Source organism: Rhizobium arsenicireducens (assembly GCF_964021225.1).
Genome location: NZ_CAXHYK020000001.1, coordinates 775,673 through 802,597, shown reverse-complemented (window position 1 = coordinate 802,597; position 26,925 = coordinate 775,673). Strand labels below are relative to the sequence as shown.

General features: G+C 62.9%; 26 protein-coding genes and 1 pseudogene. 13 read left to right on the top strand and 14 right to left on the bottom strand.

Annotated elements, in window-relative coordinates; all coding sequences use genetic code 11:
• Positions 1 to 12 precede the first annotated feature (12 nt).
• From ACWPVA_RS03775 to ACWPVA_RS03760, 4 genes are all read left to right on the top strand, one after another.
• Entirely contained in the window at positions 13 to 489 is a 477-nt protein-coding gene (locus tag ACWPVA_RS03775; protein WP_454286399.1) for a MaoC family dehydratase, read from the top strand.
• Positions 486 to 953, top strand: a complete 468-nt coding sequence (locus ACWPVA_RS03770) for a MaoC family dehydratase (protein WP_454286398.1) — start codon at positions 486 to 488, stop codon at positions 951 to 953. The genes ACWPVA_RS03775 and ACWPVA_RS03770 overlap by 4 nt, the downstream gene beginning before the upstream one ends.
• 12 nt (positions 954 to 965) lie before the next feature.
• Positions 966 to 1,445, top strand: a complete 480-nt coding sequence (locus ACWPVA_RS03765; protein ID WP_454286397.1) for a glutathione peroxidase — start codon at positions 966 to 968, stop codon at positions 1,443 to 1,445.
• 129 nt (positions 1,446 to 1,574) lie between these two features.
• Positions 1,575 to 1,733: a hypothetical protein gene (locus ACWPVA_RS03760; RefSeq protein WP_454286396.1), complete on the top strand. Its 159-nt coding sequence runs from the start codon at positions 1,575 to 1,577 to the stop codon at positions 1,731 to 1,733.
• Positions 1,734 to 1,802: 69 nt separating this feature from the next.
• On the opposite strand, the gene ACWPVA_RS03755 is transcribed toward ACWPVA_RS03760, so the two are convergent.
• The 4 genes from ACWPVA_RS03755 to petA all read right to left on the bottom strand — a co-directional run bounded on the left by ACWPVA_RS03755 (position 1,803) and on the right by petA (position 5,234).
• Positions 1,803 to 2,345 carry an adenine phosphoribosyltransferase gene (locus ACWPVA_RS03755; RefSeq protein ID WP_454286395.1) on the bottom strand — a complete coding sequence of 181 codons (543 nt, stop codon included), beginning with the start codon at positions 2,343 to 2,345 and terminating at the stop codon, positions 1,803 to 1,805.
• Between the two features lie 123 nt (positions 2,346 to 2,468).
• Positions 2,469 to 3,347: a cytochrome c1 gene (locus ACWPVA_RS03750; RefSeq protein ID WP_454286394.1), complete on the bottom strand. Its 879-nt coding sequence runs from the start codon at positions 3,345 to 3,347 to the stop codon at positions 2,469 to 2,471.
• A gap of 25 nt (positions 3,348 to 3,372) precedes the next feature.
• On the bottom strand, positions 3,373 to 4,641 hold the full coding sequence (locus tag ACWPVA_RS03745) for a cytochrome b (protein WP_454286393.1): 1,269 nt from the start codon (positions 4,639 to 4,641) through the stop codon (positions 3,373 to 3,375).
• Positions 4,642 to 4,655: 14 nt separating this feature from the next.
• Complete coding sequence (gene petA, locus ACWPVA_RS03740) at positions 4,656 to 5,234, bottom strand: ubiquinol-cytochrome c reductase iron-sulfur subunit (protein ID WP_454286392.1); 579 nt, start codon at positions 5,232 to 5,234, stop codon at positions 4,656 to 4,658.
• 286 nt (positions 5,235 to 5,520) lie between these two features.
• Here petA and ACWPVA_RS03735 point away from each other — a divergent pair, with 286 nt between their 5' ends.
• On the top strand, positions 5,521 to 6,465 hold the full coding sequence (locus tag ACWPVA_RS03735; RefSeq protein ID WP_454286391.1) for an endonuclease/exonuclease/phosphatase family protein: 945 nt from the start codon (positions 5,521 to 5,523) through the stop codon (positions 6,463 to 6,465).
• A gap of 19 nt (positions 6,466 to 6,484) precedes the next feature.
• Here ACWPVA_RS03735 and ACWPVA_RS03730 read toward each other — a convergent pair whose 3' ends face one another.
• From ACWPVA_RS03730 to ACWPVA_RS03710, 5 genes are all read right to left on the bottom strand, one after another.
• A complete protein-coding gene (locus ACWPVA_RS03730; protein ID WP_454289521.1) occupies positions 6,485 to 8,386 on the bottom strand; it encodes an ABC transporter ATP-binding protein in 1,902 nt (633 codons plus the stop codon).
• Between the two features lie 105 nt (positions 8,387 to 8,491).
• On the bottom strand, positions 8,492 to 8,914 hold the full coding sequence (locus ACWPVA_RS03725) for a DMT family transporter (RefSeq protein WP_454286390.1): 423 nt from the start codon (positions 8,912 to 8,914) through the stop codon (positions 8,492 to 8,494).
• The gene (locus ACWPVA_RS03720; protein WP_454286389.1) at positions 8,914 to 9,384 is read right to left on the bottom strand and encodes a DMT family transporter; all 471 of its coding nucleotides are present in this window, start codon (positions 9,382 to 9,384) and stop codon (positions 8,914 to 8,916) included. The genes ACWPVA_RS03725 and ACWPVA_RS03720 overlap by 1 nt, the downstream gene beginning before the upstream one ends.
• A 221-nt stretch (positions 9,385 to 9,605) precedes the next feature.
• Complete coding sequence (locus ACWPVA_RS03715) at positions 9,606 to 11,540, bottom strand: HAMP domain-containing methyl-accepting chemotaxis protein (protein ID WP_454286388.1); 1,935 nt, start codon at positions 11,538 to 11,540, stop codon at positions 9,606 to 9,608.
• Positions 11,541 to 11,762: 222 nt separating this feature from the next.
• Positions 11,763 to 13,616, bottom strand: a complete 1,854-nt coding sequence (locus tag ACWPVA_RS03710; protein ID WP_454286387.1) for an ABC transporter ATP-binding protein — start codon at positions 13,614 to 13,616, stop codon at positions 11,763 to 11,765.
• Between the two features lie 379 nt (positions 13,617 to 13,995).
• Between ACWPVA_RS03710 and ACWPVA_RS03705 the strand changes: the two genes are divergently transcribed.
• Complete coding sequence (locus tag ACWPVA_RS03705) at positions 13,996 to 14,451, top strand: tRNA (cytidine(34)-2'-O)-methyltransferase (protein ID WP_454286386.1); 456 nt, start codon at positions 13,996 to 13,998, stop codon at positions 14,449 to 14,451.
• A gap of 211 nt (positions 14,452 to 14,662) precedes the next feature.
• Positions 14,663 to 16,042 (top strand): cell envelope biogenesis protein OmpA, encoded by a 1,380-nt coding sequence (locus ACWPVA_RS03700; protein WP_454286385.1) that lies wholly within the window; start codon positions 14,663 to 14,665, stop codon positions 16,040 to 16,042.
• A gap of 74 nt (positions 16,043 to 16,116) precedes the next feature.
• On the opposite strand, the gene ACWPVA_RS03695 is transcribed toward ACWPVA_RS03700, so the two are convergent.
• Positions 16,117 to 17,076, bottom strand: coding sequence for a flagellin N-terminal helical domain-containing protein (locus tag ACWPVA_RS03695; protein WP_454286384.1), 960 nt, complete (start codon positions 17,074 to 17,076; stop codon positions 16,117 to 16,119).
• Positions 17,077 to 17,295: 219 nt separating this feature from the next.
• The gene (locus tag ACWPVA_RS03690) at positions 17,296 to 17,556 is read right to left on the bottom strand and encodes a hypothetical protein (RefSeq protein WP_454286383.1); all 261 of its coding nucleotides are present in this window, start codon (positions 17,554 to 17,556) and stop codon (positions 17,296 to 17,298) included.
• 163 nt (positions 17,557 to 17,719) lie between these two features.
• Here ACWPVA_RS03690 and hemF point away from each other — a divergent pair.
• The 3 genes and pseudogenes from hemF (at position 17,720) to ACWPVA_RS03675 (ending at position 19,379) form a co-directional block, all read left to right on the top strand.
• Positions 17,720 to 18,633: pseudogene (gene hemF / locus ACWPVA_RS03685) on the top strand (oxygen-dependent coproporphyrinogen oxidase).
• Positions 18,634 to 18,778: 145 nt separating this feature from the next.
• The gene (locus ACWPVA_RS03680; RefSeq protein WP_454286382.1) at positions 18,779 to 19,051 is read left to right on the top strand and encodes a hypothetical protein; all 273 of its coding nucleotides are present in this window, start codon (positions 18,779 to 18,781) and stop codon (positions 19,049 to 19,051) included.
• A gap of 142 nt (positions 19,052 to 19,193) precedes the next feature.
• A complete protein-coding gene (locus ACWPVA_RS03675; protein ID WP_454286381.1) occupies positions 19,194 to 19,379 on the top strand; it encodes a DUF1059 domain-containing protein in 186 nt (61 codons plus the stop codon).
• A gap of 119 nt (positions 19,380 to 19,498) precedes the next feature.
• Here the strand turns inward: ACWPVA_RS03675 and ACWPVA_RS03670 are convergent, their stop codons facing one another.
• From ACWPVA_RS03670 to ACWPVA_RS03660, 3 genes are read right to left on the bottom strand one after another with little or no spacing between them, the layout of a single operon-like run.
• A complete protein-coding gene (locus tag ACWPVA_RS03670; protein ID WP_454286380.1) occupies positions 19,499 to 20,755 on the bottom strand; it encodes a CCA tRNA nucleotidyltransferase in 1,257 nt (418 codons plus the stop codon).
• Positions 20,752 to 21,384, bottom strand: coding sequence for a CoA pyrophosphatase (locus ACWPVA_RS03665; RefSeq protein ID WP_454286379.1), 633 nt, complete (start codon positions 21,382 to 21,384; stop codon positions 20,752 to 20,754). The genes ACWPVA_RS03670 and ACWPVA_RS03665 overlap by 4 nt, the downstream gene beginning before the upstream one ends.
• On the bottom strand, positions 21,381 to 22,004 hold the full coding sequence (locus tag ACWPVA_RS03660; RefSeq protein WP_454286378.1) for a DUF1285 domain-containing protein: 624 nt from the start codon (positions 22,002 to 22,004) through the stop codon (positions 21,381 to 21,383). The genes ACWPVA_RS03665 and ACWPVA_RS03660 overlap by 4 nt, the downstream gene beginning before the upstream one ends.
• Positions 22,005 to 22,163: 159 nt before the next feature.
• On the opposite strand from ACWPVA_RS03660, the gene ACWPVA_RS03655 reads away from it, so the two are divergent.
• The 3 genes from ACWPVA_RS03655 to ACWPVA_RS03645 are packed head-to-tail and all read left to right on the top strand — an operon-like array spanning position 22,164 to position 26,924.
• Entirely contained in the window at positions 22,164 to 23,177 is a 1,014-nt protein-coding gene (locus ACWPVA_RS03655) for an AAA family ATPase (protein WP_454289520.1), read from the top strand.
• 22 nt (positions 23,178 to 23,199) lie between these two features.
• Entirely contained in the window at positions 23,200 to 24,120 is a 921-nt protein-coding gene (locus tag ACWPVA_RS03650; RefSeq protein WP_454286377.1) for a DUF58 domain-containing protein, read from the top strand.
• On the top strand, positions 24,117 to 26,924 hold the full coding sequence (locus ACWPVA_RS03645) for a DUF4159 domain-containing protein (RefSeq protein WP_454286376.1): 2,808 nt from the start codon (positions 24,117 to 24,119) through the stop codon (positions 26,922 to 26,924). The genes ACWPVA_RS03650 and ACWPVA_RS03645 overlap by 4 nt, the downstream gene beginning before the upstream one ends.
• Position 26,925 lies beyond the last annotated feature (1 nt).

Sequence of the window (26,925 nt, the reverse complement as noted above, 5' to 3'; positions counted from 1 at the left end):
AGGAAACGTCGCATGCCATCTCCGAAACTTCATTTCGAAGACTTCCGCGTCGGAAGCGCGTTCGAGCTTGGACCGAAGACAGTCAGCGCCTCGGAGATCATCGAATTCGCGCAGGAATTCGACCCACAACCGATGCATCTTTCGGAGGAGGCCGGCAAGGCCAGCATCCTCGGCGGCCTCTCGGCATCGGGCTGGCACACCAGCAGCATGTTCATGCGGATGATGATCAATTCCTACCTGCTTGACTCCGTCTCCGAGGGCGCGCCGGGTATCGACCTGATGGAATGGAAGAAGCCGGTGTTGGCTGGCGACACCCTGAAGGGCCGCTCGACAGTCGAGGGTGCCCGACCGATGCGCTCGCGGCCGCATATCGGTATCGTCACGTTGAACCACGAACTGGAAAACCAGCGAGGCGAGATCGTCCTGCGCTCGCGCAATTCGATCATGTTCCGCCGGCGTGATACGAGTGAAACGGGGGATGCCGCATGAAGCTGATCGAGCTCTATCCCGCCGGCCACAAGGTCGTGACCGGCGCGCGGATCTTCACCGCCGAGGACATCATCCGTTACGCAGAAAAATTCGATCCGCAACCGTTCCACACCGACGCCGAGGCGGCAAAATCCTACGTATTCGGCGCGCTCTGCGCCTCGGGATGGCATACCTGTGCCGGATGGATGCGCTGCTTCGTCGATTTCTGGGGCGCCGAGATCAAGAGGCTGATGGATGAGGGGACGGTTCCTCCGCGTCTCGGCCCCTCCCCCGGCTTCGAGGAACTGCAGTGGTTAAAGCCGGTCTATGCCGGAGACACGATCACCTATAGTCTGACCAGCCTGGAGAGCCGGCCTCTGGCATCACGCCCCGGGCTGATGCTGAATGTCGGCCTCGGTGAAGGTGAGAACCAGAACGGAGAAACCGTCCTGCGCTTCAAGACCAAGATTTTCGAATTCGAATAGGAGCGATGCCCCGTGAACCTCCACGATTTCCACGCGATTGACATCGACGGCAAGGATCGCCCGCTTTCGGACTTCGCCGGCAAACTGGTGCTGGTCGTCAATACCGCCAGCGCTTGCGGCTACACGCCCCAGTATGAAGGCCTGCAGAAGCTGCAGGAAACCTATGCTGCGGATCTCGTCGTCCTCGGCTTCCCCTGCAACCAGTTCGGTGGCCAGGAACCCGGCGACGAACAGCAGATCAAGGCCTTCTGCGAACTGAACTATCAGGTCGGCTTCCCGCTGTTTGCCAAGGTCGAGGTCAACGGTGCAGGCGCGCATCCGCTGTTCAAGTACCTGACGCATGAGGTTCCGGGCATCCTCGGCACCGAGGCAATCAAGTGGAACTTCACCAAGTTCCTCGTCGGCCGTAACGGCGAGCCGATTGCGCGCTATGCACCGGCGACGAAACCGGAGACTTTGGAGGACGACATCCGCAAGGCGCTCACCGCGTGACCAATTGCTGGGCGCGACGCCGTTCGCGCCCTTCCGCCTGCCGACAAATGTTCCGGCCCGCTATCACCGATGGAACTGTCCGATGCCGCACTCGTTCTACCCTGTGTTTGACAAGAACAGGAGCTGACGATGCACAAGGACAAGCGACAGCAGGAAGCCGAAGACAAGGGCGATCTCGATCACCGGATCATCGTCGCCGGGCCCGAAACGCGCGCCCGCGAAAATGAAGGGAAGGATCCCCAATCCGCCGGGACCGTCGTCCGCAACGGTAAGGACGGCAATCGCTGAACAAACGACTGCCCGAGGCGCCGCTTAGGGCATCTTCGGTTGAAAGGTGCTCGCTACCGTTTTAGTATCTCAGTGGCCGGAGAATTCGACCAGCGTGCGGACCTCAACCCCGAGGGCTTCCAGCTTCTTGCGGCCGCCGAGATCCGGAAGATCAATGACGAAACAGGCGGAGATCACATCCGCACCGATCTTGCGTAGCAGCTGCACGGCGCCGACGGCCGTACCGCCGGTCGCGATCAGGTCGTCGACGAGAATGACCTTCTGCCCCGGCTCAACGGCATCGATGTGCATTTCCATCTCATCGATGCCGTACTCCAGGCTGTAGGCAATGCTGACCGTCTCATGGGGCAGCTTGCCCTTCTTGCGGATTGGCACGAAGCCCGTCGAGAGCTGGTGCGCAACGGCCCCGCCGAGGATAAAGCCGCGGGCTTCCATTCCCGCGATCTTGTCGATCTTGAGGCCAGCATAGGGCTGCACCAGTTCATCAACGGTGCGCCGGAAGGCGCGCGGATTGCCAAGTAACGTAGTGATGTCACGGAAGATAATGCCCGGCTTGGGATAGTCGGGAATGGAGCGGATCGAGGATGCAAGCTCCAGGGCAAAATTGCTCATGTTGGGTCCATTGGAGAGTTTATGGGAGATGACGCTGGACACTATCAAGTCTGGCAAATCCAGACCAACAAAAAGGCGACCCGAAGGTCGCCTTTTCAATTCAAGCTCTGGTCCCGGAAGGGATCAGTGCTCCTTGTTGGCGTAGACCGACTTTTTCGTCAGATAGATGAGCGCGGTGAAGATCGCCAGGAACACCATCACCATGAAACCGGTGCGTTTGCGGTCTTCGAGGTGCGGCTCGGCAGCCCACATCAGGAATGCGGAGACGTCCTTGGAATACTGATCAACCGTCTGTGGTGCGCCGTCGTCATAATCCACCTGATCGTCAGAGATCGGCGGAGCCATGGCGAGCGAGGCGGAGCCGACGAAGTACGGGTTGAAATACGTGCCCTCCGGCACTTCAACACCTTCCGGCGGATCCTGGTAACCGGTCAGCAGGGAGTAGATATAATCCGCGCCGCCTTCCTGGTACTGGGTGAAAATGTCGAAGACGAAGGTCGGAAACCCACGTTCCACACCGCGCGCCTTGGCGATGAGGGAGAAGTCCGGCGGAGCGGCCCCGCCGTTGGAGGCAGCCGCTGCCTCCTTGTTCGGGAAGGGCGAAGGGAAGTAGTCGGACGCAACAGCCGTGCGGGTGAACATATCACCGTCGGCATTCGGACCGTCTTGCACCTCGTACTCGGCCGCGAACGCCTTGACCTGATCCTCGGAGTAACCAAGATCCGACAGCGTGCGGAACGGAACCAGCGACATCGAGTGGCAGGCCGAACAGACTTCCTTGTAAACCTTCAGGCCGCGCTGCAATTGGCCCTTGTCATATTTCCCGAACGGGCCGGCGAAGCTCCAGTCGAGGTTATGCGGCTTGAGGATCGGATAGTGGCTCGCGGCCGCCGCATGTTCGACGGCAGCGGCAAGGTCGCTACCTTCTGCAGCAAGCGTAGCACTGGCACCGAAACCGGTCAGGCCTGCGATCAGAGCGATGCTTGTGACAAGCTTTTTCATCTTTGTTTTCCCTCTATCGCAGCGATCAGACGGTTGCGTCAGCGGACTTGCCGCTCTTTTCGAGAACCGCCTCGGTGATCGAGTTCGGAATGCGACGTGGCTTCTCGAACAGACCCAGCAACGGCATGATCACGAGGAAGAAGCCGAAATAGTAGGCTGTGCCGATCTGCGACAGGGTGACATACAAGCCTTCCGCCGGACGCGACCCGAGCCAGCCGAGCATGATGGCATTGGCGACGAAGATCCAGAAGAACAGCTTGTACCACGGACGGTAGACCGCCGAACGCACCTTCGACGTGTCGAGCCAGGGCAGGAAGAACAGCACGAGGATCGCACCGAACATCACCAGAACGCCGCCAAGCTTTGAGTCGATGAACAGGACGTTGAAGGTGATCGCCCGCAGCATCGCGTAGAACGGCAGGTAGTACCACTCTGGAACGATGTGAGCCGGCGTCTTCAGCGGATCGGCCATGATGTAGTTGTCGGGATGGCCGAGATAGTTCGGCATGTAGAAGATGAACCAGGCAAACACGATCAGGAAGACCGACACGCCGAAGGCATCCTTGAGGGTCGCGTAGGGCGTGAACGGAACCGTGTCCGTCTTCGACTTGACCTCGACACCGGTCGGGTTGGTCTGGCCGGTGACATGCAAGGCCCAGACGTGCAGGATGACGACGCCGGCGATCATGAACGGCAGCAGGTAGTGCAGCGCAAAGAAGCGGTTCAGCGTCGGATTGTCGACGGCGAAACCGCCCAGAAGGAACTGCTGTATCCACTCGCCGACCAGCGGGAAGGCGGTGAAGAAGCCGGTGATGACTGTCGCGCCCCAGAAGGACATCTGACCCCAGGGCAGAACATAGCCCATGAAGCCGGTTGCCATCATCAGGAGGTAAATGACCACGCCAAGGATCCAGAGGATCTCGCGCGGCGCCTTGTAGGAACCGTAGTAGAGGCCGCGGGCGATATGCAGGTATACGGCGATGAAGAAGAACGAAGCGCCGTTGGCATGCATATAGCGCAGCAGCCAGCCGTTGTTGACGTCACGCATGATCTTCTCGACCGAGACGAAGGCGACGCTCGTTTCGGCGGCATAGTGCATGGCCAGAACGACGCCGGTCAGGATCTGCACAATCAGCATGACCGACAGCATGGCGCCAAAGGTATAGGCATAGTTCAGGTTGCGGGGAACCGGATAGGCGACAAAACTGTCATAGATCATGCGCGGCAGCGGCAGCCGCGAATCGATCCACTTCTCAAGGCCGCTCGACGGCTGGTAACTGGAATGATCACTCATATTTCTGAATCCCCTCAGCCGATCTTGATCACAGTATCGGAAACAAATGCAAATGTCGGAATGGGCAGGTTTTCCGGAGCCGGACCTGTGCGGATACGGCCCGCGGTATCGTAGTGCGAACCGTGGCAGGGACAGAACCAGCCACCGAAATCACCAGCCTGCCCCAAAGGCACGCAGCCGAGGTGGGTGCAGACTCCGATCATCACTAGCCAGTTTTCCTTGCCTTCACCGGCGGAGCGGGCGAGGTCCGTAGCTTCGGCGGCGGCATCGCCATTGGCATTGCGTGCGACCGGATCCTTGAGATCTGCGAGCGCGACAGCCTTGCCTTGCTCGACTTCCGCGTCGGTGCGGTTGCGGATGAAGACCGGCTTGCCGCGCCACTTGACGATGAGCGACATGCCTGGCTCGAGTGCCGAGACATCGACCTCGATCGAGCCGAGCGCCAGCGTCGAGGCATCCGGCCGCATCTGGTCGATGAAGGGCCAGACGAAGGCAGCGGCGCCGACGGCACCGGCCACACCCGTGGTCAGGTAAAGGAAGTCGCGGCGAGAAGGCTCGCCCAAGGTTTCGCTATTCATCTCGTGCTCGCTCACGGTCAAACCATCCTTTTCGCAAAATCTATGCGACACACCGCATTGCCAGGCGACAAGTAATCCAACGCGATCACGATTGCGCCACAGATTCCTCGCCAATTTGGCGCCTTCTAAGCTTGATATCGGATTATGTCCAGTCTTCACAGGGGGATGAGGGCACAATGTCGCGGAATATTCACGCCTGTTCGCGGGTTTTTGGAAGAGCCGCGGGCCTTGTTGCAACGCAAAGCGAATTGCGGCATGTTCGCCGCTTCTGGACAGGGTTCACGCCCACGGACTTGCACCTTTGATAAGAGATCGAACTTCCTCCGCTCTGGGCGTGCTTCTGTCCTTCGGCCTGATAGTCGTCAGCCTTCGCTACGTGACCGATTCCTGGTTCCTGTCCTTCTTCTTCAGCCTGCAACCACAATTTGGCGTCACCGCCGCCCTGGGCGCCCTCACCTGTCTGGTGCTGAAACGCAGCGCCTTTGGATATGCTCTGCTCACCGCCTCGCTATTGCTGTGCGGTCATGCCCTATGGATGCAGCGAGAATTCCTGCCCGCCCAGATCGGCATGCCGTCGGAGGCGACGCGGTTGCGCCTCCTCTCCTTCAACATGCTGAGCAACAACCACGAAAATGCCAGCCGCATCGCCGAGATGATCAACGCCTCGGGAGCGGACGTTGCCTACCTATTCGAATCAGGTCCGCTGCTGCATCACCTTCCAGCCCTGCAAGCCGCCTATCCCTACAGGATCGGCTGCGGCATCCTGGTGGAGGAATGCGACCTGATGATCTTGTCGAAATATGCGATCGAGGATCCGCAGTTTCTCAGCCTGAGCGAGATCCGTAGCAACCGTTTCGCCATGGCAACAATCCGGGTCGGCGGGCAGTCCGTGCAACTGGCCGCGATCCACCTGACAAAGCCGTATTTCGACGACTATCACACCATCGAATTGCGGCGCGCCAGTATGGTCCTGCGCGAGCGCGGCGGACCCGTCGTGATCGGCGGTGACTTCAACTCCGACACCATCGCGCCGGACATGCAGGAATTCTTGCGGCGCAATGCCCTACAGACCGCCGGCACAGAACCCGCCACCTGGCCGGTCGCGGCCGGGATTTTCGGCATCCCGATCGATCACATCTACGTGTCGAAGGACATCGTGCCGCTTTCACTCACCCGCCTCGAGGACGCCTACGGTTCGAACCACTACGGTCTGATTGGCGATCTGGCGCTCATCGTCGAGCACTGATGCGGCGGCGCCGGCGGCATCACACGGCAACTGGCTGACCCTCGCCGCCGTTTTCATCCTCACTATCGTGCGTATGCAGGAACCCGCCGGACTGGCGCGCCCAAAGCTCGGCATAAAGCCCGCCCCTTTCAACAAGTTCAGCATGCGTCCCCTCCTCGATGATCCTGCCCTTGTCCATGACGACCAGCCGGTCGAGGGCGGCAATGGTCGACAGCCGGTGGGCGATCGCCAGCACGGTCTTTCCCCGCATCAGCTTGTCGAGATTGGACTGGATGGCGGCTTCCACTTCCGAATCGAGTGCGGACGTCGCCTCGTCGAGCACCAGGATCGGCGCGTCCTTCAACATGACGCGGGCAATCGCGACGCGCTGCCGCTGACCGCCCGAGAGCTTGACGCCGCGCTCGCCCACATGGGCGTCGAACCCTTTCCGGCCGCGCTGGTCCTCCAGCCGTTCGATGAATTCGAGTGCCTCGGCGCGTTCAGTCGCCTTGATCAGCATATCCTCGCCCGCATCCTCGCGCCCGAAGACGATGTTGTCGCGGATCGACCGATGCAGGAGTGCGGTGTCCTGCGTCACCATGCCGATCTGCGACCGCAGGCTTTCCTGGGTCACGGCCGAGATATCCTGCCCGTCGATCAGGATTCGCCCCTCCTCCACGTCGTAGAAACGCAGCAACAGGTTCACCAGCGTAGACTTTCCCGCGCCCGAGCGCCCGACTATGCCAACCTTCTCGCCGGGCCGGATGGTCAGCGTCAGGTGATCGATCGCACCCTTTTTGCGGCCGTAGTGGAAGGACACGTCCTCGAAGCGGATCTCGGGGCGCTTGACCAAGAGTTCTGTGGCACCGGATGCATCCGTGAGGCCGATCGGCTTGGAAATGAGCTCCGCCGAATTCTGAATGGTACCGACATTGCGCATGATGCCGTTCAACTGCGTCATCATCCGTCCAAGCAGCATGTTCAGCCGCAGGACGAGGCCGAGGGTGAAGGCGACGCCACCCGCCGTGATCGCGCCGGAGAACCACAGGTCGATCGAAAGAGTGGCAATCATCAGAATCATCACGCCCGACAGCATGGCGAGCGAAGAGCGGACGCCGGTCAGCAGCCGCGCAAAGGGCGTCAGCGTCGCCTGGAAGCGGTCGAAACCGGCACGGATATAGTGGTCGTTCTGACGCTCGCGGCCGAACAGTTTCAAGGTCTGGATGTTCGAATAGGAATCGACCAGCCGGCCGTTCAGCATTGAGGCGGCTTCCGCCGTCTCCCTCGCATGGTGGCGAATGCGCGGCACGAAGATGCGCGCCAGAACGAGGAATACGGCGATCCATGTGGCGATGATCGCCGCGAGACGCCAGTCGAGCTGAGCGACCAGCGCCATGGTCGACGCCGTATAGATCACCATGAACCAGACGACCTGCAGAAGCGAGGTCAGGAGATCGCCGGTCGACTGTCCGGCGGACCAGACCTTTGTGACGATGCGGCCGGAAAAATCGTTCTGAAAAAAGGATAGAGACTGACGCGCCACATGCGCATGGGCCTGCCATCGCACCAGGTTGAAGAAGTTGAGGACGATTACCTGCTCCTCGACCAGCGCGCCGAGCGTGACGACGATGAAGCGGCCGGCCAGCACGACCAGTGCCATGGCCAGAAGCTCATAGCCATATGCGGCGATCAACCCGTCCCATCCGGCCTCCTTTGGTACCGTGTCAAGCAGGTCGACCAGGCGACCGACGAACCAGAACAGCGCCGCCTCCAGCATGGCGACTGCCCCGCCGAACAGGGCCATCATGACGAAGGGCAGCTTGGCCTGGCGGACATAGAACCAGACAAAGGCCCAGGTCCCGGACGGCGGCCTGAGGTCGTCGGTACGGGCGAAGGGACTGATCCAGTTTTCGAACAGGCGGGCAACGGAGCGGAAGATCATGGTCCGGGATATAGGCGGATTCCGCTGCAGGGCAAAGGCAATCGCCGCATTCCGGCCCACAATCGCCATGCCATGATGTCGTTGCTGTCGCCGCGCCAGCCCCCATTAACGCGAATAGCGCGTGAGATAGATGCCGAACAGGATGAGGGCCACGCCCGCCGGCTGGCCGATCGAGAATTGTGCAGTGCCGCGCAGGTAGTCGATCAGAAGCCCGACGATCATCTGCCCGCCGATGATCAGCAGCGCCGACCGCGCGGCCCCGATGCGCGGGAAGACATAGGACGAGATTGCGACGAACACGGCGCCGACCACGCCGCCGGTAAAGGCCCAGGCCGGCACCTCGGCGAGCAGCGCCATCCCCTGCCGCTCGAACAAAATGACGAACACGCTGAGCAGAGCAAAGCCGATGAAGTGGTTCCAGAACGAGGCGCGGAAGGCACCGCGGTCCATGGTCAGACGACCATTGATCGAGCGGCTCATGCCGACGGCCGCCCCGCCGGCAAGCGCAATCAGGATCGAGGTCAGCATCATGCGCCTCCAGAATAGATGATCAGTGCGCTGCCGGCGACGACACAGGCAGCGGCCATCAGGTCAAACCTGTTGAGCGCTCGCTTCGGCGTGCCGAACAGGCCCCAGAGGTCGGAGATCAGGCCGAACAGGATCTGGCCCACCAGCAGAAGCGAAAGCCCGCCGGCGAGCGCCAGCTCCGAATTGACGGCGATCGAGGAGAGCGCCACCGCAAAGGCGCCCGGCGCTCCTCCGAGATAGGACCAGAGCGGCGGCTTCGAAATCCCTTGCCCTACCGTAACCCCCCGCTTGGACACCAGCAGCAGATTGACGCGCAGCAGGAAGAAGGCGGCCACCGCCCCTACCCCGTGCACAACCCATGAAGCGACGAAGGGCGTCGAATGTGCGGCCAGCCCACTGTTGATGGTGATCATTACCGCTAGCAATCCGCCGGCGAGCCCCGCCCAGACCCAATCGAGATAGTGTCGCATGAGCCCCCCCTCAGTCGCTCTGCCGTTGCGTCTGCAAACGGCCGAAAATTGCATAGATCGTGCCAGGCCTGAGCGGCAATCGAATTCTCCACGCAAAGCATGCAGGAAAACTGCAGCTTCCGCCGCCGGAGGCCGCCGCGCCCAAGGCTGCCGGACCAAGGCGCAAAAGGAAATGGGGCATTTCTGCCCCATCCCCATTCCTGTCGATTGATCCGTCCAGATCAGAATTCCGTCCAGCTTTCCTGGGCGACGGCCACATTGCCCTTGAAGGCGCCGGCGAGCTTCTGACCGAGCGCACGGGCCGGCGAAGCCGCCGGACGCGAGGCGGGCGTCGCCATCCGCACGGGCTGCGCGGCCTGCTGGGCGGTCTGACTGCCGCCAAGCCTGAACTGCGCCATCAACGAGGTCAGCGCCGCCGCCTGCTGAGCGAGGCTATGGCTCGCGGCCGTCTGTTCTTCAACCATCGCCGCATTCTGCTGGGTGCCCTGGTCCATGGTGTTGACGGCAGTATTGATCTCGTGAAGCCCGGTCGACTGTTCACGCGCCGAGGTGACGATCGCGCCGACATTGCGGTTGATCTCCTGCACTTCGGCGACGATCTTCTCCAGCGCCTGGCCGGTTTCGCCGACCAGCGTCACACCGTTTCGAACCTGATCGCCCGAGGTGGTGATCAGCGCCTTGATCTCCTTGGCGGCATTGGCCGAACGCTGCGCAAGTTCGCGCACTTCCTGGGCGACGACGGCAAAGCCCTTGCCGGCTTCGCCTGCGCGGGCCGCTTCGACACCGGCATTGAGCGCCAAGAGATTTGTCTGGAAAGCGATGTCATCAATCACACCGATGATGTTGCTGATCTCGCCGGACGACTTCTCGATCGCCTGCATGGCGGCGACCGCGCGGCGGACGACCTCGCCGGAGCGTTCCGCACCCTCGCGGGTGCGAGACACCAGGGCGCCGGCCTCCTCGGCCCGGACGGACGAATCCTTGACCGCCGTGGTCACCTGTTCCAGTGCCGCGGCGGTTTCCTCCACGGAGGCCGCCTGCTGCTCGGTCCGCTTCGACAGGTCGTCTGCGGCAGACAATATCTCGTTCGCGCCCGCATCAATCGCCCGGGCGTTTTCGCCGACAGCGCGCATTGCATCCTGAAGTTTCGAAACCGAATGGTTGAAGTTGGTGCGCAGCGCATCGAGCTGGCCAGCAAACGTCGCATTGATCTGCACGGCAAGATCGCCGTCGGAAAGACGCTTCAGGCCCTCGGCGAGCTGGTCGACGGCAAACTGCACCTCCGCAGCCTCCCGTGCCTTCTGCTCTTCGCGGGCGATCCGCTCCTCTTCGCTGAGATTGCGGTTCTCCTCGGCCTGGCGCTCCAGGGCGGCGCGCTCTATTGCATTTGTGCGGAAAACAGCGACCGCCGCCGCCATCTCGCCAATTTCATCCTTGCGGCCGCCGAACGGCACTTCGCTTGCGGTGTCGCCGTTGGCCAAGCCGTTCATTGATTGGGTAATCCTGCCGATCGGGCGGACGACGCGCACGATGCTGATCGCGACGGCTCCGGCGGCAAGCACACAGGCGACAAGCATGAAGCCCAGTGTGCTGTAGAGAGCAAAGGCCGAAACACTGTCAGCCGTCGCGATGGCGGTCTTGCTCGTTTCGTTGTTGGCCGCTGTCATCTCTTGCATCCGGGCGACGACATTCTTTGCCACGTCGGTCATTTCTCCGACGAAAATGGCGCGTGCGCCTTCCGAATCGTAGGCGCCCTTCAGTTCCATCAGCTTGGCGCCGAGTGCGTCATACTTGTTGATTTCCGCACCGAGCGCACTGAAGCGCGCGCGCGTCGTGTCATTCGTAATACCTGCCTCAAAGGCGGCGAATGCCGTATCGCGATCCGCGATGGACTGCTTCAGAACGTCCCCGACCCGGGCGACTTCCTTGGCGCCAACCGAGCTCAACATCACGGCATAGTTGCGCCGCACTTCGGCGAAGCGCGCATCCATCTCGGCAATACCCAGGGTGCGCGGCAGGCGTTCGCGGCCAATGACATCGACCTGCGCCTTGATGTCGGAGATGAATTTGAAGGCCATCACGCCTTGGCCGAAGCCGAGCAGCACCACCACGGCGAAAAGCAGCGGCAGCATTATCTTGATCTTGATGTTTGACATGAACTTCTATCCGGGAGGTGTGAGGACATCCCAACGGCGCGGGCAGGAATGCCCAAGGAAGATCATTTCCCATCGAAACGTCGGGTACTTCTCAATAGTGCGCGGCGCATGAATGGAACCTTACGGGCGGGCCTATTGGATTTAGCACGCTATATATGGGGAGGCGCCGATCGACGGCGCCTCCCGCTGTGCCCGGCCTCAAGTATCCCGCGCAGGTTGCAGCTATTCCGCCGCTTCCTCGGTTTCGTGCTGATCGGCCAGGAACCCGCCCGACTGGCGGTTCCACAGGTCGGCATAGACGCCCCCCTCGGCCACCAGTTGGCCATGGGTTCCGGTCTCGATGATGTGGCCCTTGTCGAGCACGACCAGACGGTCCATCTGCGTCAACGTCGATAGCCGATGAGCGATGGCGATGACGGTCTTACCTTCCATCAGCGAGAACAGGCTTTCCTGGATCGCCGCCTCGACTTCGGAATCGAGCGCCGAAGTCGCCTCGTCGAGGATCAGGATGGGTGCATTCTTGAGGAATACCCGGGCAATCGCGATGCGCTGGCGCTGTCCGCCCGAGAGCTTGACGCCCCGCTCGCCGACCTGTGCGTCGAGCCCCTTGCGGCCCTGCATGTCGACCAGCCCGTCGATGAACTCGAGCGCGTTGGCGCGCCTGGCAGCCTCCAGCACCTCGGCATCGCTGGCCTCCGGCCGGCCGTAGGCGATGTTGTCGCGAATCGAGCGATGTAGCAGCGACGTGTCTTGCGTGACGACACCGATCAGCGCCCGCAGGCTCTCCTGCGAGACCGCGGAAATGTCCTGGCCGTCGATCAGGATATGGCCCTTCTCGAGATCGTAGAAACGCAGCAAGAGGTTCATCAGCGTCGTCTTGCCGGCACCGGAGCGTCCGACCAGACCGACCTTCTCGCCAGCCTTGATGGTCAGCGAGAAGTCCTCGATCACGCCCTTGTCCTTGCCATAGTGGAAACGGACTTGGTCGTAGACGATCTCGCCCTTCGGCGCTTCCAGAGCCTTGGCGCCCGGCGCGTCGGTGATGTCGTGCGCCTTGGTCATCATGCCCATGCCGTCATAGACCGTGCCGATGTTTTCGAACAGCGCCGAGACCTCCCACATGATCCACTGCGACATGCCGTTGATCCGCATGGCAAGGCCGATGGCGACCGCGATCGCGCCGACCGAAACCGTGCCCCCCAGCCAGAACCAGATGCTGAGGCCGGATATGGCGAACAGCACGATCGCGTTGTTGATGTCGACGAAGACATTGAGCAAGGTGATCTGCCGCATCTGCCGGTGGACGGTGTCGAGGAAGGCGTTCATGCCTTCCTTGGCATAGGCTTCCTCACGACCGGCATGCGAGAACAGCTTCACCGTTGCGATATTGGTGTAGCTGTCGACGATCCGCCCTGTCATCATCGAGCGTGCATCGGCCTGCGCGCTGGACAGCCGCCGCAGGCGCGGAACGAAGAGGGTGAGGATCAGCGTGTAGGCGACGATCCAGATGATCAGCGGCGCCACCAGCCGCCAGTCGGCGGCAAACACCAGTGCCAGCATCGAGACGAAGAAGCTGATCGCATAGACGAACACGTCGATGATCTTCATAACCGCTTCCCGTACGGCAAGCGAGGTCTGCATCACCTTGGTGGACACCCGGCCGGCAAATTCGTTGGCGAAGAAGGTCATCGAATGGCGCAGCAGGAAGCGGTGCATCTGCCAGCGGGCGATCATCGGGAAATTGCCAGCGAGCACCTGGTGCATGGTCAGCGTATGGATAAATCCGACGACCGGCAGGCCCACCAGAAGCAGCGCCGCCATCCAGATCAGCCTGCCCTTCTCCATTTCGAGAAAGGTGGCGCGGTCGGCAACCGACAGCCAATCGACGATATTGCCGAGGAACTGATAGAGGAGGACCTCACCCACGGCGATCAGCATGGAGCAGAGCCCGAGCAGCAAAAGCCAGGGGCCAGCCGGCTTCGTATAGTGCCAGCAGAATGCCACGAGCGCGTTCGGCGGTAGCACCGGATCCTCTGGCGGATAAGGATTGAGGCGGTTTTCGAACCACGAAAACATCGAAATTCTCCAGAAAAACAGCGCCCCTTGCAATCCGGAAGCCGCTTGGCTGTGCCGGGAGGGCGGAAGATCAGACAATGAGGCCTTGATGGGCCGCAAGGTGATTCAAATAGACAAGTCTTTGAAGATGGGCGACGGCGTCGCCGTCACGCGGCCTGCAAGTAATGCGGCACCGGAAGGCGCATCATGCCATGTGATATCATCGAGGCCTCCCTGTTGCGTGTTGAAGAGGAGTGCTTTCTACCTTTCCTATCCCGAATTGAAAAGCATCAAACTTCCGGTCGAGTTTCGATCCGATGAACCTGTTGCTTGACGACAACAGGCAATCGCGCCTCACCGTCCCCTTGAGCAGAACGGTTGCCTCGCGCTAGGAAAGAGCATGAACGCACTCCGCATCGCCCTTTACCAACCCGACATTCCCGGCAATACCGGCACGATCCTCAGGCTCGCCGCCTGCCTCGGCCTCGGCATCGACATCATCGAACCTGCCGGCTTCGACATTTCCGACCGCAACCTCAAGCGGGCAGGCATGGATTATCTGGCAAGCGTCTCGCTCGTGCGCCACGTCAATTTCGAACACTTCGAGGAATGGCGACGCGAGAGCGGCCGCCGGCTCGTGCTCGCATCGACCAAGGCCGCCGAGCACTACACCGATTTCCCCTATCATCCCGACGACATCCTGCTGTTCGGGCGCGAAAGCGCCGGCGTTCCCGATCACGTCCATGACAAGGCTGACGCCCGCCTCACCATTCCCATGGTCGAAGGCCAACGCTCTATCAACGTGGCCATGTCAGTCGCGATGATCGCCGGCGAGGCACTCAGGCAAGTGCGCTGAGCCATGCGGCAGCAGCCCGGCGCCTTTCCCCTCCATCAATCAATCGTCGCAAGGCCGCGCTAGACTGGTCGCGCCTGCTGCCGTGCGGGTGCATCCTTTGCGTTCACGGGCATTCACAACTGCGACATGATGGCTTCGGCGTCCCTCTAAGTTTGCTAATTCTACCGGAAGCTGATATGCTGCATCGCAATAAAAAACCGGGAGACGATCTATGTTCAAGACCGCATTCGCCCTGAGTTTAACCCAGTTCGCAAGAACCCTCAGCATTCCGGAGCGGCTGCAGCGCCGCCCTGCCCGCAATGCCACGCTCGAACCCTGGCGGCTGCGCAACACCGGCCTCGACGCGCTTTACTACGACGTGAAGTCGCTGACCGCGGAGGAGACTTTCTACATCAGCGATTCCCTCGGTTCGGAAGGCCTGATTATGATCGTGCCGCCAAGCGGCGGCGACATGCTGACAATCTGCGACAGCGTGGCCGAGTACAAGCTGCGCGGCGGGAGCGACGTGCATGCCCTCGCTATCGCCGGTATCGGCGGCTCGGCGATCGGTGCTGCCGCCTTCGCCCGCAACGTCGCCGATGCGATCGGTGAGCCGGTCGCCGCCGTGGTTTCCGGCTACGGTCTCGGCGACATCATCAACGAAACCATCGGCGGCTCCTTCTTCTTCGGCTGGCTAGGCCACATGCGCAACGATCTTGAGGTGATCGACGATGTCGTCGGTCGCCCGCATCTCGGTGCCTACGAGGATCGCCACAAGCTGGCGCTGAAAGCCCGTCCGAGCGCGCTCGACACCGATACGGTTGAAACCCTGCTGGCGGATCCGAGCCTCTCCTTCCACCTTCTTGCCGGCCATTCGCGCGGCAATCGCGTTCTCTCCGAGGCACTCTACGCCATCAGGGAAGAGGATCGGCGGCGACTGCGTGAGCTCGCCGGCGGCTTGCGCATCGTCACCTTCGGTGGCCGCATCACCATGCCGCCGGACTGTCGTGAGGTAGTCGACGTGATCGGCGAACTCGACTGGTTCGGCGAGATCAACTCGCGCCCGCAAATCGACAGCGATATTCGCGTGCCGCTGGCGGGCCACTCGACCAACACCGACCTTGCCGGCGCCCTGCAGGTGACCAAGATCATGAAGGGCATTATCGCCCGCAGCTTGCCGGTCGTAACGGAACAGGCGGAAACGGCCGCGCCTGTGGCGACCATCGCCGAGGACGCCGCGGTTTCGCCGATCCCCGAGCTGGAGGCCGAAGCAGCTCCCGAAGTTGAGATTGCCGCGCCAGCGGTCGTCGCCGAAGCAGCACCTGAAACGCTTGAGGCAGATGCGCCGGTGAAATTGAAACAACCGCCTGTGGCCAAGACTATGCAGGTGGAAGCCGAGGCGGTGATCGTCGAAGCCGCCGCGCCAGACGTCGCCGCGAAGAAGGAGAAGCCCATTGCTTCGCCAGTGACCATGGTCGCCGATAAACCCGTGGCAACAGCACCAGAAATCGAAGCGCCTCCCGCGGCGCCTGTTGCGCAGCGCCACCCTGCCCGCAAGAGCAAGAGTGCGTCACACAGGGCGTCGAAACCGAAAGGCACGACCCGGCGCTAAGGGCCGATCCCGACCGAACAAACGACAAAGGCCGGCGAACTTTCGCCGGCCTTTTGCATCGTGAAGCGTCATGCTCAGGCGAACAGCTTCAGCGAAGCCCCCATTGAACTGTTGGCAATGTTTAGGCCGATAGTCTGCAACTGCTGCTGGACCTTCTGTGCCGACAACCTCGCGGAATCTTCCTCCATGTCCGCATCCACCAGACGGCCAATGCCGATCTCCGTGATATCCTGAAGTGCTTTCAGAAATTCGGTGTTTGAGGCGATCCGGCTACGGGTCGCACCGAGATTGGCGCTGGCATCCATCATGCTGGTCATCATGGAGTTCATCGCCGAAATCATGCCGGCAAACTCGTCGCTGGTGGTCGTGCCCGAGATGGAAATCTCTTTGGATGTGGCGGCAACCTGCACGGCGGAATTGGCGTCGAGCAGATGGTAGTCGTAGACCACGCCGCTCTTTGTCGTGCCCGAATAGGACTGAGTGAGCAAGCCATCCTGCGCGTTCTGGCCGCTGATCAAAGTCGACTTCGCTGTGTCGAAATCGATGACATTGACTGAGACATCGCCATTTCCATTGCTTGTAACAGAAGCCACCATCGACTGGATCTTGGGCTGCTGACCGACATCCAGGTTCAGCCAATTCTGGCCGTTGAACGCGCTCGACTGGGCAAGCGTACCCAGTTGCTCCTTGAGTTGGGTGATCTCCGCATTGACGGCCGACCGGTTCGTGCCGACCGCCTGGGCGAGAACCAGCCTGGATTGTATCTCGGCAACGATCGAGGTCGCCATCTCCATGCCGAGCGCTGCGGTATCGGTGACTGCGGCGGCCAGCCCAGTGGCGTCCTCGGCGCTGGACAGCGACATGTTGTCGGCGCTCATGGTCGTGGCGATCGACCAATAGGCGGCGTTGTCCGACGCCTCGTCGAACCGCTTGCCCGAGGCAACCCGCGTCTGCGTCGCTTCGAGCGCCCGGCTCGAACCGGTCAGCAGCGACAGTGCCGAGGCAGACGTCGAATTAAAGGAAACGCTTGTCATCATTTGTCCTTGCTGTGAACCACGTGACCTGCCGAGGCGAAAGCCAGGGCTTTGACAACGGGTTCATGCGGGGGGAGGCACGCACGCGCAAACCGCCGACTGAGGCATACATGCCAGGGACGGCTTGATATCCGCTTTCAGAAACCGTTAGGATTTTAGCCATTGCCGGATAACCCCTCGCGAAATACAGGGGCGCGCGAGGCAAGACGCCCGGCGTGGTCAGTCGGCTGACGGTAGGCGGCGCATCGTGAACTCGATCCGGTCGCCATCGAGTTGGCGCCAGCTCTCGACTTCCGTCCAATAGGCCGCCTTGGGAAAACTGTCGAACCATTCCCGTGCCTTGGCCCGCGCCTCGTCACGCGTGAGGCAGAAGGTCTCGCGCACGAAATGGCCACCATCCTTGCCGGCCTTGGCCTGCCGGTGGCTGGCAATGCGTCTTTTCAGGCCGTCGAACGACGGAGGACCGGGTATTTTCGTCATGAAACACCTCGCTTGCGATCAAATTAATGACGGAACGCCCGTTTTGCGAGTCGATTTTTCAACGAATGAAGGACCGCGGACTGGTCCAGGCGAGATGGTCCTGTTAATTGCGGAATTCGAATGGGCGCCGAGTCGGCGCATGGGCTGTTGTCCAGGGGAAGCCATGCAAAGACCTGATCTGCCGAAAGGCCTGCCAGACGACATCGAGGAAAAGAAGCTGGCGGCACGCGCCTGGTTCGAAAACCTGCGTGATACGATTTGCGCGTCTTTCGAGGCGCTCGAAGACGAGCTCACCGGCCCGCTCGCGGATCAGGCACCTGGCCGCTTCACGGCCAAGGACTGGCAGCGCGACGGCGGCGACGGCGGCGGCGGGCGCATGTCGATGATGGAAGGCCGCGTCTTCGAGAAGGTCGGCGTGCATACTTCGACGGTCCACGGCGAATTCTCCCCGGAATTCCGCAAGACCATGCCGGGTGCCGAGGAAGATCCGCGCTTCTGGGCTTCGGGCATCTCGCTGATCGCCCATCCGGTCAATCCGAATGTGCCGGCCGTCCACATGAACACCCGTATGGTGGTGACCACAAGCCAGTGGTCGGCGGAGGCGCCGACCTTACCCCAGTGCTCGATCGACGCCGAACCCAGGAAGACCAGGACAGCCGGCTTTTCCACCGCGCCATGGAAATCACCTGCAGCCGCCACGCCCAGGTCGCGGACTATCCCAAATACAAGACCTGGTGCGACGACTATTTCTTCCTTCCCCACCGCAACGAAGCACGCGGTATCGGCGGCATCTTCTTCGACTGGCTGCATTCCGACGACGAGCATGGCGGCTGGGCTGCCGATTTCGCCTTCGTCCAGGACGTCGGCCGCGCCTTCAATCTCGCCTATCCACGCATTGTACGGTCGAATTTCAACCAATCCTGGACGGAGGAGGACCGCGATGAGCAGCTCATTCGACGCGGCCGTTATGTCGAATTCAACCTGCTCTACGATCGTGGCACGATCTTCGGCCTGAAGACCGGCGGCAATGTCGAGTCGATCCTGTCGTCAATGCCGCCGGTGGTACGCTGGCCCTGAACTGACTTGTAGACATCCGTTTCCAAATCCGGGCTTCTTATCCCCGGCTTCGGGCCATCGCCGCCAGCGCCTGCGACACAAAATTGCATTTGGATTGCACCGCTGCCGTGTTATCTTTTTCTCGGTTACATGGAGGAGAAGCGCGATGGCCTACCCAAGCAGCATTCCACCCCAGCAATCAGCCGCAACGGATAGGGCACTCGACAAGCTCGAATTCATCGATCGGCTTGCCGAGCAACTGCGGGAGACGAGCGGTGTCGATCTTCCCCATGCATATTTCGTCGAACGGGTACGGCTCGGCTTGGCGGGCCGAGATCTGACCGATCTCGCCGCTGCCAATCACGTCGAAGGCGCCCCGCGCCGTCGTCCACCGCAAGCCACCGGCTCGGTGTTTCGCGCTTGGGCCATGCCGGAGTAAAGTGGCCGATCGACCGCTACACGCGTTCATCAGACAGTGGCAGCAGGTGTGGACACCGCTCGCCCATCGTATGCCGACTATGCCCCGTTAGCGTTTCATGATAGGTTTTGGATGCTGAACCCAGTCGAAGAGGAGATGCGACATGAAGCAGTTTGAATGCGGTTCACTGGTTCCGGGCTGCCCTTGGCACACCCGCGCCGAGGAAGAAGCCGAAGTCGTCCGCCGCGCCGTCGAGCACATGCGGACCGCACACGGCGAAGAAATTATCCGCGAAACCATGGTCGACAACATCAAGGCCCGGATCACCGACCAGGCGAACGCCGCCTGAGCCAACGGCTGTGTCTGGCACTTGCCGGACATTCGATCAGCATCTGAGGCGCGCCCGGAATACGGTTACGCGTCAATTGCATGGCGGTACAATGCGAATCTCTTTCGCAGCAACTTGAATCAGTTCTTGAAGAGATCACCGAGCCGGGCGAGCATCTTCGCCCGGTCGAACGAAAAGTTTGAACCGACCCACACCTCTTCCAGCTGTTTCAGCGTCTCGCCGACCTTGGGTCCTGGCGCCACGCCGGCCGCAAGCACATCTGCGCCACTCAAAGGAAACACCGGTCGCACGAACATTTCCGCCCTCTTCAACAGCACCGACAGCCGCCCGGCCTTCGTCATCGCCTTGGGATCGGCCCCGACATTGGCGCGGGCCATCGCGAGATCGATCTTGAGAGATGCAATCACGCCTTCCTTCCCCAGGCGATAGAGATCCCGGTCGAAGGCCGCATCGGTGATATCGCCGTTCGGCTTTGGCGCCCTGGCAAAGCGATCGAGAAAAGCGGCCTCGGCGTTCGACAGGCGCAAGCGCTGCGCAAGCGCCGCCAGCCGCTCAGCATCCTTCGGCACGATGGCGGCTAGCCTCAGCATGGGTTCAGGCGTCCAGCCAAGCGCCTGTTCGGCCACTATGAGCACCGGGATCGCATCGATCCCCCATTTTTCCGTTTCCGGAAGGATTGCACCGAGAACGCCCGACTGGCGCATCCACAACAGCGCCCGACCGGGATCGCGCGCGGCAAGCAGCTTCTTCGTCTCTGCCCAGACCCGCTCAGCCGAGAGGGTGGAGAGCTTGTCCTTGGCCCGTGCACACGCCCTGAGCCCTGCCGCATCCGGCCGCCCGCCGCCGTAATGGGCGAAGAAGCGGAAGAAACGCAGGATACGCAGATAGTCCTCGGCGATGCGCGTGTCGGCGTCGCCGATAAAACGGACCGTCTTCGTCTCGATATCGGGCAAGCCGCCGACGAGATCGATCACCTCGCCATCGGCGCCGACATAGAGCGCATTGATCGTCAGGTCGCGCCGCTCGGCGTCCTCCTGCCAATCCTCGCCGAAAGCCACCTTGGCGCGCCGCCCGTCGGTCTCGACGTCACGGCGAAGCGTCGTCACCTCGAAGCCCTTGCCGTCGAGTACCAGCGTGACCGTACCGTGGTCGATCCCGGTCGGCACTGCCTTGATCCCAGCGGCCTTGGCCCGCTCTATCACCGTCTCGGGCGGAAGCGTCGTGGCAAGATCGATGTCGGCGACAGGAAGACCCATCAGGCTGTTGCGCACCGCGCCGCCGGCCACTCTCGCCTCGCCGCCATCGGCGTTGAGCAGCGCAAACAGCCGCTGGAGAGCGGGATCGGCAAACCAGGTCTCGTTCGACAGGTTGGTCATACATAGAGCCTTTCGTAGAGCGTCCGGATGATACCGGCGGTAATGCCCCAGATATGGCGCTCGCCATAGGGCATCACGTAGAAATGCCGAACGATCCCCTGCCAGACCCCGCTGTCGCGCTGGTGATTGTCCGGGTTCATCAGGAAAGACAGCGGCACTTCGAACACCGCATCGACTTCGTCGGGATTGGGCTCAATGACGAAGCCGCGCTTGACCACCGAAAGAACCGGAATGATGCGGAAGCCCGTGCCGGAAAGATATTGCGGCAACCGCCCGACCGTCTCGACGAAGGACGGATCGAGCCCGATCTCCTCCTCCGCCTCGCGCAGCGCCGCCACCTCCGGCGACAGGTCGCCCTCATCGATGCCGCCGCCGGGAAAGGCGATCTGGCCGGAATGCTTGCGCAGCGTCGCTGTGCGCTGGGTGAGGATTACCTTCGCCCCGTCCGGATCGTCGACCACCGGCACCAGAACGGCGGCATCCTTGAGTTTCAGCCCTTCAACTTCGAGTAAGGACTGTGGATTAAGCACATGATCGCCATGGTCACGCCAGGCATGTTCCAGCGGCGCGCCGATCTGGTTGAGCGCCCTACGGCGGAAGTCGGCAGCGGAATAGATGTCGAAACTCATTTCGACAGCCGGTCGAGTTCTGCCGCCGGCATCACCGGAAAGATCGCCCCGCCGGAGCGGACCGCGAACATCTCGACCCCGTCGATCTCGACCGTCTCGCCCTGTTCCACCAGGTCATACATGACGGCGCGCGACACCAGCGCCTCCAGCCGGCCGCGCACATGCAGGTAGGGCTTCAGCTCGTGGTTTTCGCCATGCACGACGAAGCGCAGCGCATGGTCCGGCCCGGCCTCGACCACGTCTCCGACATTGGTGCGGAAGGTCAGCAGCTTGTTCCCGTCGCGCTCGCTCTCGCTCATCTCGACGGCGAGAAAGGGGGCGTCCTCGACCCGGATGCCGACTTTCTCCACAGGCGTGACGAGATAGGTCTTGCCGTCCTCGTCCTTGCGCAACACCGTCGAAAACAGCCGCACCAGCGGCGCGCGGCCGATCGGCGTGCCCATGTAAAACCACGTCCCGTCTGCGCGGATCTCCATCTCGATATCGCCGCAGAACGGCGGTTCCCAGCGCTCCACGGGCGGCAGGCTCGGCTTGCCGCCGGCCGTCTGCGCGGCCGCGCGCGAAATCATCGCCGCCAGTCCCGCCGCATCCGTCGTCGCCTTCAGCGTGTCGCCTGCCATCTTTGCGTCCCGGTTGGTGCCTAATCAGTGTTATGTCACGAGATAGTCATTCGAAACGCGCTTGTCAGCCGCCCGTTGGGGAATAAGTTAGTTTCATGTGCCGCTGTCGGGAAGACCGACCCGATTCGGCCACGCCGGCAAAACCAGATGGAGAAGACCATGGGCCTGATGCCACCCCCGGATGCCGCCCTCGACGAAAAGGCCATCATCGCGGCCGCCGAAAAGGCGCTGGCCGATATCGCCGCCGTGCGTCTGGCCGTTTCCAAGGTTATCTTCGGCCAGGAAAAGGTGGTCGAGAACACCCTGCTCGCCATTCTCTCTGGCGGCCATGCGCTGCTTGTCGGCGTGCCGGGCCTTGCCAAGACCAAGCTTGTCAACACGCTCGGCACCGTGCTCGGCCTCGACGCGAGCCGCATCCAGTTCACCCCCGACCTCATGCCCTCCGACATTCTCGGCACCGAGGTCATGGACCAGGACGAGAACGGCAGGCGCTCCTTCCGCTTCATCAAGGGCCCGGTCTTCGCCCAGCTGCTGATGGCCGACGAGATCAACCGCGCCAGCCCGCGCACCCAGTCGGCGCTGCTACAGTCGATGCAGGAATATCAGGTGACGATCGCCGGCCGGCCCTACGATCTGCCGGCACCCTTCCACGTGCTCGCCACCCAGAATCCGTTGGAGCAGGAAGGCACCTATCCGCTGCCCGAAGCGCAGCTCGACCGCTTCCTGCTACAGGTTGACGTCGGTTATCCCGAACTGGCCGCAGAACGGCAGATCCTGCTGGAGACCACCGGCATCAGCGACCAGAAGGCGGCCGGCGTCCTGACCGCCGCCCGTCTGATCGAGATCCAGAAGCTGATCCGGCAGATGCCGGTCTCCGACAGCGTCGTCGACGGCATTCTGTCCCTCGTCCGCTCCGCCCGCCCCGGCCATGGCAATGCGGAAACCGACAAGGCGGTGGCCTGGGGTCCCGGCCCGCGCGCCGGACAGGCGCTGATGCTCTGCGCCCGCGCCCGCGCGCTTTACGAAGGCCGCCTCGCGCCCTCGCTGGACGACGTCCATGCACTGGCCGAGCCCGTTCTCGAACACCGAATGGCGCTCACCTTCGCCGCCCGTGCCGAGGGCATGTCGGTGCGCGACGTGATCGCCAATCTCGTCAAGCAGGCACGCGGTTAGAACCGGAAAGGGCAGCGCACCCGTGGCAACCATCGGCCAGATCGTCGAGCAGACCCCCGCAGGGGACGCGCTGACCCGCGCCCGCCAGCGTGCCAGCCTCGTGCCCGATTGCATGGTCGAGGCCCACCGCATCGCCAATACGGTCATTGCCGGCTGGCATGGACGGCGCAAGCGCGGCATCGGCGAGAACTTCTGGCAATTCCGCCCTTACGCCGAAGGCGAGAGTTTTGCCCGCATCGACTGGCGCCGGTCGGCCCGCGACGACCACACCTATATCCGCGACCGCGAATGGGAGGCCGCCCACACCGTCTGGCTCTGGGCCGACCTCTCGCCGTCGATGATGTACAAGTCGACGCTGGCGCCCGTCTCCAAGGAAAGTCGGGCAATGGTACTGATGTTGGCGCTCGCCGAAATCCTCGCCCGCTCGGGCGAGCGCATCGGCTGCCCCGGCGTCATGGAGCCGGTTTCGGCCCGCAACGCCGCCGAACGACTGGCGACCGCGATCATCCACACCCCGCTGTCGGGCGGACTGCCGGATACGGCGATGATCCGCGGCGCGAGCGACATCGTGCTGATCGGCGACTTCCTCGACGACGCCGACGCGATCATGGAAAAGATCGCGCCGCTTGCCCGCCGCGGCCTGCGTGGCCATGTGGTCGAGATCGCCGATCCGGCCGAGGAAAGCTTCCCCTATACCGGCCGCACCGAATTCACCGATCCCGAGACCGGAGATAAGCTCGTCTCCGGCCGCGCCGAGGGCCTGCGCGACGACTATCGCCGCGCCTATCTCGCCCGACGCGAAAATCTCGGCGAACAGCTGCGCCGTCTCGGCTGGAGCTTCGTCCACCATTCGACCGACCGGCTCGCCTCCGAGGCGCTGGTCGCGGTTCATATGTATCTCTCCGGCACGCCGCCGCTCACCAGCCGGAGCGCCGCGCCATGAACGCCCTGCCGTTCGCCTTCGCCACCCCCGCCGTGCTGATCGCGCTGGCCGCCCTGCCGCTAATCTGGTGGCTGCTGAAGCTGACCCCGCCGCGCCCGAAGACCGAAGTCTTCCCGCCCCTGCGCATCCTCGCCGGTGTCTTGAAGCGCGACGAGACTCCATCGAAGAGCCCGTGGTGGTTGACGCTGCTGCGCATGATGCTGGCGGCGCTGGTGATCTTCGCGCTGGCAGACCCGGTGCTCAATCCGCGCAACGCCTCGCTCTCGACCGCCGGCCCGCTTGTGCTCGTCGTCGACAATGGCTGGGCGACCGTCGCCGACTGGGAACGCCGCGTCGCCACCGCCGAGGCCCTGATCGGCGATGCGAGCGACCGCGACCTGCCGGTGTCGGTTGCGTTTACCGCCGATGCCAGCCACGACGCCGTGCCGGCCGGCGCCGCAGCCGCACTGGAGAAACTGCGCGCCGCAAGCCCGAAGCCCCTGCGCCCGGACCGCGCCCGCGCGCTTGACGCCCTTCGCGCCGTCCTTGACGGCACGCCCCCCGGCACGCTCTCCGTCCTGTCCGACGGCATCGCCGCCGACGACAAGGAAGACCTGATGGCCGACCTGGCGGCACTTTCGCCGGCACAGCTCCGCCTGATCGAGGGCGACAACGCCGCCGCGACCGCCATCACCAGCGCATCCAACGGCGCCGACGCGCTGACCGTCACCCTGTCGCGCCTCGACGGCAGCGCGGCCCGGAGCCTGATCGTCGACGCCCAGGACCGCCAGGGCCGCGTCATCGCCTCAGGCAATGTCGACTTCGCCGCCGGCGCAACCGTGACCAGCGGCCAGATCGCCGCCCCGTTCGAACTGCGCAACGATTTTGCCCGCCTGTCGATCGCCGGCCTTGCCACGGCCGGGGCGACGCATCTGCTCGACGACGGTTTCCGCCGCCGCCGTGTAGCCCTCATCTCCGGCGATGCCGGCGACGATTTCCAGCCACTCTTGTCGCCGCTCTACTATATCGAGCGGGCGCTGGCGCCCTATGCCGACCTGATCAAGCCCGGCGTCGCCGATCTCGCCGTCTCGGTGCCGGAGATCCTGGCGCAGAAGCCCTCGGCCATCGTGCTGGCCGACATCGGCCGCCTGCCGGAGTCGGTCTACGAACCGCTCAAGGCGTGGATCGCAGAGGGCGGCACGCTGATCCGTTTTGCCGGTCCTCGCCTCGCCGCAGCACCTGTCGGCGATCCGCTGGTCCCGGTCATCCTGCGCCAGGGCGAACGCGAGCTTGGCGGCGCCCTGTCCTGGGCCGAGCCCCAGCCGCTCGCCGATTTTCCGAAATTCGGCCCCTTTGCCGGCATGCCAAGGCCGGACGGCGTGCTGATCAAGCGCCAGGTGCTGGCCGAACCGACGCCGGATCTGGCCGAACGCACCTGGGCGAGCCTTGCCGACGGCACGCCGCTCGTCACGGTGCGGGAAACCGGCGCCGGCCGCACCGTGCTCTTCCATGTCAGCGCCGAGGCCACCTGGTCGGACCTGCCGATCTCCGGCGAATTCGTCGAAATGCTGCGCCGGGTGGTGCAACTATCACGCGCCGGCACGGCTGCGGCCAATGCCGATCCGGCAGCCAGGGCTACGCTTGCCCCCTTCCGCCTGCTCACCGAACGCGGCGCGCTGACCGCAGAAACCGGCAATGCCCGCCCACTCGACATCGGCGAGGCGCGCCCGACGTCGGCGACCTTCGACAACCCACCCGGCCTTTACGGCACCGAGGACGGCTTTGCCGCATTGAACCTCCTGCCCGCCGGTGCCGAGCTGAAGGCGCTCAAGGTCGGAGCCGCCCTTGCCGTGGCGCGCGAACCGCTGGCCGGCACCGCCGCCATGCCGCTGAAACCGATCCTGCTGACGCTGGCCTTTGCCCTTCTGGTCATCGACAGCCTGGTCGTTCTGTTCATGGGCGGCGCGTTGTCCCGCCTGCCGCGCCGCGCGGCCGCGGCCTCCGTTCTGGCGCTGGCTTCAGTCCTGCTCTTCGCGCCGGGCGACCGCGCATCCGCCGACGACGCCAAGCCCGGCGACGCGGTGATCCTCGAGCGCCTCGACAACACCCATCTCGCCTATGTCGTCACCGGCGAAACCGAGGTCGACCGGCTGTCGGAAGACGGCCTGCGCGGCCTCACTGATTTCCTCACCTACCGCACGACGCTGGAGCCGGCCCCGCCCGTCGGCCTCGACATCGCCAGAGACGAGCTGTCCTTTTATCCGATCATCTTCTGGCCGGTCTCGGCGACCGCCCCCATGCCGTCTTCCGCCGCGATCAGCCGGATCGACGCCTATATGCGCGCCGGCGGCACCGTGCTGTTCGACACGCGCGACCAGTTCTCCACCCTTGGCGACGACAGCGGCCCGAGCGCCAATGGCGAGCGGCTGCAGGCGATCCTTGCCAATATCGACATTCCGCCGCTGGAGCCGGTGCCCTCCGATCACGTGCTGACGCGATCCTTCTATCTGCTGACCAATTTCCCCGGCCGCTACACCGGCAGCCCACTCTGGGTCGAGGCCCGCCAGGAGGCCAGGACTTCCAACAGCGGCGTCGCCTCCACCGGCGACGGCGTCTCGCCGATCCTCATTACCGGCAACGACCTGCTCGGCGCCTGGGCGATCGACGCCAATGGTGCCTCGGTCCTGCCGACCGTGCCGCCGGACGAGATGCAGCGCGAAATGTCCTTCCGCTCCGGCGTCAACATCATGATGTACATGCTGACCGGCAACTACAAGGCCGACCAGGTGCATGTACCCGCCCTCCTCGAACGGCTGGGCCAGTGAC

Bases quoted from the DNA above. Each gene is read 5' to 3' on its own strand.
- ACWPVA_RS03680 (WP_454286382.1), top strand. From the start codon at position 18,779: ATGGCCTACCCAAGCAGCATTCCACCCCAGCAATCAGCCGCAACGGAT.
- ACWPVA_RS03760 (WP_454286396.1), top strand. From the start codon at position 1,575: ATGCACAAGGACAAGCGACAGCAGGAAGCCGAAGACAAGGGCGATCTC.
- ACWPVA_RS03645 (WP_454286376.1), top strand. From the start codon at position 24,117: ATGAACGCCCTGCCGTTCGCCTTCGCCACCCCCGCCGTGCTGATCGCG.
- ACWPVA_RS03770 (WP_454286398.1), top strand. From the start codon at position 486: ATGAAGCTGATCGAGCTCTATCCCGCCGGCCACAAGGTCGTGACCGGC.
- ACWPVA_RS03775 (WP_454286399.1), top strand. From the start codon at position 13: ATGCCATCTCCGAAACTTCATTTCGAAGACTTCCGCGTCGGAAGCGCG.
- ACWPVA_RS03745 (WP_454286393.1), bottom strand. From the start codon at position 4,641: ATGAGTGATCATTCCAGTTACCAGCCGTCGAGCGGCCTTGAGAAGTGG.
- ACWPVA_RS03700 (WP_454286385.1), top strand. From the start codon at position 14,663: ATGTTCAAGACCGCATTCGCCCTGAGTTTAACCCAGTTCGCAAGAACC.
- ACWPVA_RS03715 (WP_454286388.1), bottom strand. From the start codon at position 11,540: ATGTCAAACATCAAGATCAAGATAATGCTGCCGCTGCTTTTCGCCGTG.
- ACWPVA_RS03755 (WP_454286395.1), bottom strand. From the start codon at position 2,345: ATGAGCAATTTTGCCCTGGAGCTTGCATCCTCGATCCGCTCCATTCCC.
- ACWPVA_RS03710 (WP_454286387.1), bottom strand. From the start codon at position 13,616: ATGTTTTCGTGGTTCGAAAACCGCCTCAATCCTTATCCGCCAGAGGAT.
- ACWPVA_RS03705 (WP_454286386.1), top strand. From the start codon at position 13,996: ATGAACGCACTCCGCATCGCCCTTTACCAACCCGACATTCCCGGCAAT.
- ACWPVA_RS03655 (WP_454289520.1), top strand. From the start codon at position 22,164: ATGGGCCTGATGCCACCCCCGGATGCCGCCCTCGACGAAAAGGCCATC.
- ACWPVA_RS03730 (WP_454289521.1), bottom strand. From the start codon at position 8,386: ATGATCTTCCGCTCCGTTGCCCGCCTGTTCGAAAACTGGATCAGTCCC.
- ACWPVA_RS03695 (WP_454286384.1), bottom strand. From the start codon at position 17,076: ATGACAAGCGTTTCCTTTAATTCGACGTCTGCCTCGGCACTGTCGCTG.
- ACWPVA_RS03690 (WP_454286383.1), bottom strand. From the start codon at position 17,556: ATGACGAAAATACCCGGTCCTCCGTCGTTCGACGGCCTGAAAAGACGC.
- ACWPVA_RS03660 (WP_454286378.1), bottom strand. From the start codon at position 22,004: ATGGCAGGCGACACGCTGAAGGCGACGACGGATGCGGCGGGACTGGCG.
- ACWPVA_RS03665 (WP_454286379.1), bottom strand. From the start codon at position 21,384: ATGAGTTTCGACATCTATTCCGCTGCCGACTTCCGCCGTAGGGCGCTC.
- ACWPVA_RS03670 (WP_454286380.1), bottom strand. From the start codon at position 20,755: ATGACCAACCTGTCGAACGAGACCTGGTTTGCCGATCCCGCTCTCCAG.
- ACWPVA_RS03725 (WP_454286390.1), bottom strand. From the start codon at position 8,914: ATGCTGACCTCGATCCTGATTGCGCTTGCCGGCGGGGCGGCCGTCGGC.
- ACWPVA_RS03750 (WP_454286394.1), bottom strand. From the start codon at position 3,347: ATGAAAAAGCTTGTCACAAGCATCGCTCTGATCGCAGGCCTGACCGGT.
- ACWPVA_RS03675 (WP_454286381.1), top strand. From the start codon at position 19,194: ATGAAGCAGTTTGAATGCGGTTCACTGGTTCCGGGCTGCCCTTGGCAC.
- ACWPVA_RS03720 (WP_454286389.1), bottom strand. From the start codon at position 9,384: ATGCGACACTATCTCGATTGGGTCTGGGCGGGGCTCGCCGGCGGATTG.